Source organism: Bacillus sp. FSL R5-0447 (genome assembly GCF_038606125.1).
GTDB lineage: Bacteria > Bacillota > Bacilli > Bacillales > Bacillaceae > Bacillus > Bacillus velezensis.
Genome location: NZ_CP152012.1, coordinates 3,718,262 through 3,729,608 on the forward strand (window position 1 = coordinate 3,718,262; position 11,347 = coordinate 3,729,608).

1 protein-coding gene is annotated in these 11,347 nt (G+C 40.9%); it reads right to left on the reverse strand.

Translation table 11 applies throughout. The features are described from left to right. Positions 1-18 precede the first annotated feature (18 nt). Positions 19-11,346 carry an amino acid adenylation domain-containing protein gene (locus NYE68_RS18825; protein ID WP_342493985.1) on the reverse strand — a complete coding sequence of 3,776 codons (11,328 nt, stop codon included), beginning with the start codon at positions 11,344-11,346 and terminating at the stop codon, positions 19-21. Between the last annotated feature and the right edge of the window lies 1 nt (position 11,347).

An 11,347-nucleotide genomic window follows, 5' to 3' on the forward strand; every position in this document is an offset into this window, starting at 1 on the left:
TACGGGTAAGATACAACATTAAATATTCTTCATGACATCATTAAGGAGCTCTTCTTCAATTGTAATGCCTGTAATGCGAGCAATTAGAGTACTATTTTGAATGTAAAAGTGCATGCTAACTCCAAAATCTTCAGACTCTATAATCTGTGTTTGTAAAAACATCTTCTCAAGTGATATGTCATCTCTACTTGCAAACTTATCAAGGACTCCCTGATAATTAATGATTGGAATGCGGTGGGACATTTCATTAAAATCGTACTTTTGTGCTATAAGAAACAACTTTTCTGTAATTGCAGATTGATTAATACTCGATTTTTCTGATGTTGATAAAAGCTGTTTTTGCGTTTTACTTTTCCTATCATAAATTGAATAATCTAAATTTAAAGTTAGCCCCAACATTTCCTTATTGAATTCATCTCTGTTATGTGTCAAAACAGAAACAGGGATGTTATTTAATTCTTCAGGTAAGTCACTATACATAAGCCTTGATATAAATTCTACTGCTGTATTAATGGGTTGTTCGCTAAATTTCTGATATTGTAACTCATTTAGTTTTACATGAATTTCTGTAGACCTCTTAGTGTCTCGTCGAGAGACCAAATCAGCTGATTGTTTAGCAGCTTCAATATACTCTTCCATGTTAGACTCTTGAGCATCTGGAATTTCCAGTTCGTCAACTTTCTTTTTAATCATTTTGCAATATTCTATGAAAGAATAGTTATAGGGAGTGGTAAGTCTGTTGTTCAAAGTTTCATGAAGCATAACCTTAAACAAATCTTGTGAGACTCCATCCCATATTAAATGATGAATTGCACTAAGTACTAAGCAATGATCTGCATCTATTTCTACGATTAAAAATCTAGATAACAGCTTATCATCAGTTAGAAAACTCATTTCATTCACAATTTCTTTAAATTGTTCTGCAGATAATTCTAAGGTTCCTTTCACTACTGGAATTTCCCACTCATCTGAATAATCGTATTCTTCTAAATAGGTCATTTTTTGATTTAATTTCGTTCTTAATGCCCCCTGCCTGGAAATTATTCCTCTGAGTGATAAAGAAGCGTTCTCTGCCGTTCCTTCTATTGTTATGATTTCAGTAATAATTTCTGTATCCGGTCGCAAGAAGTCCTCCTGTCCTGTCAATACAGGACATTCTAAAGTAGAACGTGTTTTAATATAGTTATCTCCATAATAATTCAACTGTTTTTGTATCATGCACTTTAGATCGCCATCACGGTTATCACCAATTAATGTTTCATCTAATGGCATTTTTACTGTTCCTTTTCTGGTTAAACACGTTTCGACAACATCCTTAATTGCTCTTTCATATGCCAATACCAATGTTTGAGCATCCTCGTCAGTATACAATCCAGTATCATATATGATGTCAAATTCAAGTTGCCCATTTAAAACAGCCCCATTTAGAGACAATCCCATTCCTGATGAATTTTTTTCTGACATACTTCTTCCTAATGGCATTCCCGACATGGATATTCCTTCAATTCTGTCTATCTCGTTATCCAATTCTCCAAGATAATTGAATGTTATTGCTGCGCTCATCTCAAGTCCGCTATGCTCACCAAGATATCTCAAAATTCCATATCCAATTCCATGATTAGGGACCTGTTTCAATGTTTGTTTTGCCTCCAAAATGCTTTCTTCAACAGTATCTTTTGTCTCCAAAATAATAGGATATACACTTGTAAACCAACCAACTGTACGATCGATGGCGATCTCTCTATCTATTGTCTCTCTCCCGTGACCCTCCATTTCTATGGTTAGGTACTTAGAGTTTCTCCATTCTTTTACTGCAATGGTCAGCGATGCCAGTAACAAGTCGTTTATTTCTGTTTTATATGTCTTTCCAGCTTCGAGCAACAGCTTTTTCGTCGTTTCAGAGTCCACTTTCACTACTTTATTTTTATATTGACCACTTGCTGTTTGTGTACTCTTGAATGTCTCAGTACTATTTGATTTATCCGATATATTTTTCCAGTATGCTATTTCATCTGAAAGCACTTCACTCTTAGCATATTGTGTTAAAGCATTCGCCCATTCCTTGTACGAAGCCGTTTTCATTGGCAGCGTGATTTTACCTGTCTCTTGTATTTGTCGATATCCACTAAATAAATCCTCCAGCAGAATTCTCCATGATACACCGTCTATGACCAGATGATGTACACAAATTAGTAAATGATCTCCACTGTCTGAATGGAACAGCCCTACTTTTACTAAAGGCCCGGTGGCTAGGTCTATGCTTGCCTGTAATTTATCGCTGGCATACTCTATCTCTTTCGATACATCTTGCACTTTTGTATAATCTTTTTCATACCAATCATATAGCTTGCTTTCCTCTGTAGACAGCGTGATTTGACGTTGTCCGTCATATACATTTCTTAAAGCGTCATGATGTTTAATGATTTCAGTAATTGCTGTCTTTAAACTAGGTATGTCAAATGGCTCATCACTTCTTAACATTAAGGCCTGATTATAATGATTAGGTACGACGTGATTCTTATTGAAAAATTCTAGTTGTATAGGGGTTAATGGACTTGCCCCATTGATTTCTCCCTGTTCGTATACTTGATTTACTTCTCCCATTTGAATATTTTCCCCAATCTTTCTTGGGGTCTGCTGATACATTAATGCGGCGAAAGAAAGCTTATAACCTTTTTCCCGTAACTTCGAAACGGCCTTAATCGCTTTAATAGAATCTCCGCCAAGTTCAAAGAAACTGTCTTCTATTCCGACTGGAGATATTCCTAAGATTTCTTCAAATATGTCCGTAATGACTTTCTCTGTTTTAGTTCTTGGTGGCATATATTCCTGTCCTGCTAATGCATTTAGTTCTGGCAGTGCTTTTGCATCCAGCTTCCCATTTGGAGTCAGTGGCAAGGCATCAATCTGCATCATAAAGCCAGGTAACATATACTCAGGCAGTTTGTCTCTCAAATCATTTTTGATTTCAGACATATCCAGTTGCTGCTCTTGATTTGTCGGGATTAGGTAGGCACATATACTCTTGTCACCGCCTACTTCCAATGCAACAACGGCTACATCAGATATACCCGGCTGATTCCTTAGAACGCTCTCGATCTCGTACAACTCGATCCGATATCCTCGGATTTTAACCTGTTCATCTATTCTTCCCAGGTATTCCATCTCTCCGTTAGGCAGCCATCTCGCCAAATCTCCAGAGCGGTATAACTTCCCTTCGCCATATGGATTGTCGATAAACTTCTCCGCTGTTAATTCAGGCTGGTTTAGATAGCCTTTGGCTACTCCGTCTCCTGCGATGCATAGCTCACCAGGAACGCCTACACCACATAACTCCATCTCATTCAGTATATAGAGCTGCATATTGGCAATGGGATGTCCGATTCCTACACTTAAACCCTTATCTTTTTCGCTGGAATAGACATAGTCACAGCATCCTACGGTAGTCTCTGTAGGGCCATATTCGTTATGGATCTTGACGCTTTCACCCAATAGCTTCTGCGTTTTCCACGCCGTATCTGTGGTGAACTCCTCTCCACCGACAATCAGCGTTTCTAAATTCGCCACATCTACGCCGTCTGCATAGGTTTCCAGCATTTTTAAATGTGACGGGGTAAGCTTCAGGAAGGTTACCCTGTTATCTTTGAATGCTGCACGCAGCCTTTCCTCCGCGTCTCCTCCCTTTAATAGAAAAGATCCACCACTAATCAGCGGTAAGAACAAGGACGTTACGGAAAGGTCGAAACTTAAGCTTGTCATTAATACCGTCGTACAAGCTTCCTTCTGGTATTCTTGATCTGCATACGACAAGTAATGATCCAGATTGCCTCGTGTCACCGCCACACCTTTGGGCTTTCCTGTCGTTCCTGATGTGTAAATCACATAGGCTATGTCACTTTTTTCAACAGCACACGCTGGATTTGTCTCCTTCTCACCCAGATCTTCAAGATTCATCGAGATGAATGGGACTTCCGTTTCCATAGTCTTCTCTCTTGTTAAAATGACCTTGGGTGCTGCATCGTTTAAGATATGCTCTATTCGTTCCTTCGGAGTCGCTGGATCAATCGGGACATAGGAAGCTCCACTCTTTAGCACGCCTAAAATGCCAATGATCGTTTCCGCTCCCAGTGAAGCCATGATGGCCACTCGATCATTGGGCTGGACACCTAACGAAATCAGTTCCCATGCCAATGCATTGGCCTTGCGGTTGACTTCTCCATAACGAAGTACTCCCGTTTCGTATTCGATTACCGTCTTCTCGGGTGTCTGTTCCGCATGTTTCTCGAATCGTTCCACTGCCGTATGATGCTGTGCATACTCCGTATGCTCCGTATGGGTATTATTGAAAACCGTTAGTATTCTTTGTTGTTCTACCTCACTGACCATGTGTAGTTCAGACAATTTCATATCAGGGTTAGCAATCACTCTATCCAGCAATACCTTAAAATGCTCCAGTATGACCTGTGCTGAAGTCTCGGTAAATAAATCACTGCAATATACCAGATCTAAAGCGTACCCCTCTTCATACGCTGTAGCTTGTAAATCCAAATCAAATTTGGCATCAATGAAAGGAATGCCCAGCATCTCTACCTGTGCTTCGCCCATTGCAAGATGGATTTCCTCGTTATTCTGCATGGTAAACATCACGTCAAACAGCGGATTGCGTGACAGATCACGGCGTACTTCTACTTCCTCTACCAATTCTTCAAACGGGTATTCTTGATTCTCATACGCGTTTAAGGCCAGCTCTTTTATCTCGCTTAAAAATTCTAAGAACGTTTTTTCAGCCCTTGGATACCCTCTCATTGCCAGCGTATTGACAAACATGCCGGCTATTGTCTCGGTGTCCTGATGCACTCGGCCTGAGATGGGTGTTCCTACCACGATATCTTGTTGCCTGCTGTATTTATGCAGTTCTATCATAAATACAGCCAGTAAGGTCATGTAATCTGTCGTTCCCTGTTGTTTATTTATATTTTGAATGCCAGCTTTCTGCTCTCGGCTAAGCTGAACAGACACTTGGGCTCCTTTGTAGCTTTGGATTTTGGGACGTGGATAGTCCGTCACCAAATCCAAAACCGGTGCCTCTTCTTTGAATACTTCTTTCCAATAGTTTCTCTGACTCTCCAGGTTTCTGCCACGCATCCATTCACTATAATCCTTGTATTGGATTTCAAGTGGTTGTAATTCTTCACCGTTATACAATCGTGAGAAATCTTCGATTAATAGATTTAGCGTCTGATGATCGGAAATAATATGGTGCATATCAAATAGTAAAATATAGTTGTTCTGATTTCTTTCTTTGACTACTTTAAAACGCATGAGCGGTGCTGTTCCGATGTCAAACGGGCGTACAAATTGTTCCATGTCAGCGTCACTGTAGCTGTCGGTCTCTTCATATTCCACTTGGTAGAATACCTCGTCTGCAATGACTTGATATGCTCCTTCTTCGGTCATTACAAAACTTGTTCGCAGCGACTCATGACGCTTAATCAGACGATCTATGGCTTGTTGTATTTTTTCTACATCAAGGTTACCCGTTACTTCTAGCGCTGACGCCATGTTATATGCAGTACTGTTGCCTTCCATCTGATCCAGAATAAACAATCGTTTCTGTGTAGAGGATGCTGGATAAGCTTCTCTCTGTTCTGCTTGTGGTATTGGACTATATTCGCCTTCTCCCGCGGCCTCAATCTTTCTCGACAACATGACAGGAGTTGGTGAACTAAATATCTCTTTTACTGGCAAACGAATCCCTGTCTTCTTCTCGATGGCATTAATGGCTGCCGTCGCTTTTAACGAATGTCCTCCCAGTTCAAAGAAACTATCCTCTATGCCGACTGGAGATATTCCTAAGATTTCTTCAAATATGTCCGTAATGACTTTCTCTGTTTTAGTTCTTGGTGGCATATATTCCTGTCCTGCTAATGCATTTGGTTCTGGCAGTGCTTTTGCATCCAGCTTCCCATTTGGAGTCAGTGGCAAGGCATCAATCTGCATCATAAAGCCAGGTAACATATACTCAGGCAGTTTGTCTCTCAAATCATTTTTGATTTCAGACATATCCAGTTGCTGCTCTTGATTTGTCGGGATCAGGTAGGCACATATACTCTTGTCACCGCCTACTTCCAATGCAACAACGGCTACATCAGATATACCCGGCTGATTCCTTAGAACGCTCTCGATCTCGTACAACTCGATCCGATATCCTCGGATTTTAACCTGTTCATCTATTCTTCCCAGGTATTCCATCTCTCCGTTAGGCAGCCATCTCGCCAAATCTCCAGAGCGGTATAACTTCCCTTCGCCATATGGATTGTCGATAAACTTCTCCGCTGTTAATTCAGGCTGGTTTAGATAGCCTTTGGCTACTCCGTCTCCTGCGATGCATAGCTCACCAGGAACGCCTACACCACATAACTCCATCTCATTCAGTATATAGAGCTGCATATTGGCAATGGGATGTCCGATTCCTACACTTAAACCCTTATCTTTTTCGCTGGAATAGACATAGTCACAGCATCCTACAGTAGTCTCTGTAGGGCCATATTCGTTATGGATCTTGACGCTTTCACCCAATAGCTTCTGCGTTTTCCACGCCGTATCTGTGGTGAACTCCTCTCCACCGACAATCAGCGTTTCTAAATTCGGCACAGCTACGCCGTCTGCATAGGTTTCCAGCATTTTTAAATGTGACGGGGTAAGCTTCAGGAAGGTTACCCTGTTATCTTTGAATGCTGCACGTAACCTTTCCTCCGTATCTCCTCCCTTTAATAGAAGAGATCCACCACTAATCAGCGGTAAGAACAAGGACGTTACGGAGAGGTCGAAACTTAAGCTTGTCATTAATACCGTCGTACAAGCTTCCTTCTGGTATTCTTGATCTGCATACGACAAGTAATGATCCAAGTTACCTCGTGTAACCGCCACGCCTTTGGGCTTTCCTGTCGTTCCTGATGTGTAAATCAAATAGGCTATGTCACTTTTTTCAACAGCACACGCTGGATTTGTCTCCTTCTCACCCAGATCTTCAAGATTCATCGAGATGAATGGGACTTCCGTTTCCATAGTCTTCTCTCTTGTTAAAATGACCTTGGGTGCTGCATCGTTTAAGATATGCTCTATTCGTTCCTTCGGAGTCGCTGGATCAATCGGGACATAGGAAGCTCCACTCTTTAGCACGCCTAAAATGCCAATGATCGTTTCCGCTCCCAGTGAAGCCATGATGGCCACTCGATCATTGGGCTGGACACCTAACGAAATCAGTTCCCATGCCAATGCATTGGCCTTGCGGTTGACTTCTCCATAACGAAGTACTCCCGTTTCGTATTCGATTACCGTCTTCTCGGGTGTCTGTTCCGCATGTTTCTCGAATCGTTCCACTGCCGTATGATGCTGTGCATACTCCGTATGCTCCGTATGGGTATTATTGAAAACCGTTAGTATTCTTTGTTGTTCTACCTCACTGACCATGTGTAGTTCAGACAATTTCATATCAGGGTTAGCAATCACTCTATCCAGCAATACCTTAAAATGCTCCAGTATGACCTGTGCTGAAGTCTCGGTAAATAAATCACTGCAATATACCAGATCTAAAGCGTACCCCTCTTCATACGCTGTAGCTTGTAAATCCAAATCGAATTTGGCATCAATAAAATGAATGCCCAACTTGTCTACTTGGGCTTCGCCCATCGCAAGATGGATATCTTCGTCATTCTGCATGGTAAACATCACGTCAAACAGCGGATTGCGTGACAGATCACGGCGTACTTCTACTTCCTCTACCAATTCTTCAAATGGGTATTCCTGATTCTCATACGCGTTTAAGGCCAGCTCTTTTATCTCGCTTAAAAACTCCAGGAACGTTTTCTCGCCCCTTGGATATCCTCTCATTGCCAGCGTATTGACAAACATGCCTGCGATCGTCTCGGTGTCCTGATGCACCCTGCCGGAGATGGGTGTTCCTACCACTATATCTTGTTGCCTGCTGTATTTATGCAGTTCTATCATAAATACAGCCAGTAAGGTCATGTAATCTGTCGTTCCATTTTGTTTATTTATATTTTCAATTCCAACTTTTTGTTCTTTACTAAGTTGAACAGACACTTGTGCTCCTTTGTAACTTTGGGTTTTCGGACGTGGATAGTCCGTCACCAAATCCAAAACCGGTGCCTCTTCTTTAAATACTTCTTTCCAATAATCCCTCTGACTCTCCAGATTTCTAGCACGCATCCATTCACTATAATCTTTGTATTGGAGTTCAAGTGGTTGTAACTCTTCACCGTTATACAATCGTGAGAAATCTTCGATTAATAGATTGAGCGTCTGATGATCGGAAATAATATGGTGCATATCAAATAGTAAAATATATTTGTTCCGATTTCTTTCTTTCACTACTTTAAAACGCATGAGCGGTGCTGTTCCGATGTCAAACGGGCGTACGAATTGTTCCATGTCAGCGTCACTGTAGCTGTCGGTCTCTTCATATTCCACTTGGTAGAATACCTCGTCTGCAATGACTTGAAGGGTTTCTCCTTCTGTCATGACAAAACTTGTTCGCAGCGACTCATGACGCTGGATCAGGCGATCTATGGCTTGTTGTATTTTTTCTACATCAAGGTTACCCGTTACTTCTAGCGCTGACGCCATGTTATATGCTGTACTGTTACCTTCCATCTGATCCAGAATAAACAATCGTTTCTGTGTAGAGGATGCTGGATAAGCTTCTCTCTGTTCTGCTTGTGGTATTGGACTATATTCACCTTCTCCCGCGGCCTCAATCTTTCTCGCCAACATGGAAGGAGTTGGTGAACTAAATATCTCTTTTACTGGCAAACGAATTCCCGTCTTCTTCTCGATGGCATTAATGGCTGCCGTCGCTTTTAACGAATGTCCACCCAGTTCAAAGAAACTATCCTCTATGCCGACTGGAGATATTCCTAAGATTTCTTCAAATACATCTACGATTGCCTGCTCCGTCTTATTACTTGGTGGTACGTAGTTCAAACTTTCTAACATATCTGGCTCTGGCAGCCTAGTTTTATCCAGCTTCCCATTTATGGTTAGTGGAAATTCATCGATCTGGATCATAAAGGCAGGAATCATATACTCTGTTACTTCTTCTCTTACCGCTTCTTTAATTTGGGGTATACTTAGTTCCTGCCCCTTTTCTGCAATGAGATATGCACAGAGAATATCATCATTTCCAACTTCTTTTACAATAACGACAGCATCTGCAATATTACTCTGCTTTCTTAATACACTTTCAATTTCACCTAACTCTATCCTGTAACCACGGACTTTCACTTGTTCATCATCTATTCGACCTAAATACTCTATATTTCCATCTGGCTGCCAACGTGCTAAATCTCCTGTACGGTACAGTTTTCCTTCACCGAAGGGATTCTTAATAAACTTCTTATCTGTCAATTCTGGCTGATTTAAATAACCTCTTGCTAAACCATCTCCTGCAATACACAACTCACCAGGTATTCCAATCCCGCATAGCTCCATTTCATTTAGAAGATATACCTTTGTATTTGCAATCGGACGTCCAATGGAAATTGAAGTAGAGTCTGTATTCACTCTAAAACTAGTTGCATTTACAGTAGACTCCGTAGGCCCATATGTGTTAAGCACTTCTACTCTTTCCGCCCATTTTTTTAAGCTTTCTAGACTACCTGCCTCTCCACCTGACTCCAGCAAACGAAGCGTCGGTAATGCGTCAACACACAACCCGTCTATTAACTTAGGTGTCAATGAAGCTGTTGTAACATTATTTCGATCGATATATTTTTGTAGTTGCTCCATATCATAGGTTAAATGTTTTGGTACAATGCATAATGCCGCACCATTGCATAGTGCAGGGAAGATATCTCCCACCGCTTGGTCAAAAGATATATTTGCAAATTGCAGCACCGTATCCTTGTCGCTTAGTGCAAATGTCTCCTGATATGTGACCCACATATTGACCACATTTCGATGTTCAATTAAAACTCCTTTAGGATTTCCAGTTGTACCCGAGGTGTAGATACAATACACTAAATCATTAGACCTGTTAACGTGCAAAAGATTGTCCGTTTCATTAGCATAATTATTCTCATCTTCTAAATCTAATACTGGTATCTCTACCTTCCCTGGCAGCTTATTCTTATACGTCAATACAATCTTTGGACTACTGTCCTCCAGCATATAGTGAATTCTATTATCTGGATATTCAGGATTGATGGGTACATAAGCTCCCCCTGCCTTGATGATGGCTAATATCCCTACAATCATTTCCATGCTGCGTTCTGTCACTAGAGCCACTAGATCGTTTGGAGCCACTCCTAAATCCCGAAGAGTTCGCGCCAACTGATTTGCTCTTTCATTCAGCTCGGCATATGTCATCTTATTATCATCAAATTTAAGTGCAATATTTCCTGCTGTTTTCTCTACCTGATTCTCAAATAAGCTGACAGCTGTTTGTTCTCGAGAGTATTCTACATTCGTTGCATTGAAATCAACCAAGATCTTCTCTTGTTCTCTGAGATCAAGCATATGCAGATCTTTAAGCTTTTTGCCTGGATGTGTTATGGCTTCCTCAAGCAGCGTTACATAATGCCTTGCCATATATTCAATCGTTTCTTGTTTGAATAAATCTGTGCAATACTCAAAATCTATCTCATACCCTTCTGGCATACATTCAACCAGAACGGATAAGTCAAACTTTGAGACATTTCTTTTAATGAATGCACTTTTTCCGCCCAATAGGCCTTGCATTTCCGTCGGTTTTTTCTTTTCTTTTAATCCGAACATAAAATCAAAAATTGGATTTCTTGAGAGATCTCTTTTCTCCTCTACGGCTTCAACTAAATCTTCAAATTGGTATTCTTGGTTATCATAAGCCTGCAGACACTTCTCCTTCACAGCTAATATCAAATGCTCAAAGGTCTCATCCGGACTAACTTCTCCCTTGATCACCAGAGTATTGACAAACATCCCCAACATACCCTTAGTATCTGCATGAACTCGGCCTGACACGGTAGTTCCTACAATAATATCCTTTTGGCGACTATATTTGGCTAATAATAAAATGAACACAGATAGGGTAACCATAAATTCAGTAGCACCATGCTTTAGAGCTAGATTTTTAACCCCTGAGCTTAATGGCTCCTTTACCTTTGCTACAACATTGTCTCCCCTGAAAGACTGGATTTGAGGACGGAGGAAATCCGTCTTCAAATCCACCCTAGCAATTTCACCAGCGAATTCCCTCTTCCAATACTCTTCCTGTTTTGAGATGTCATAAAAATTCTGCCATACACTGAAATCTTTATACTGAACACGGTTAGAATTTTTATTCATA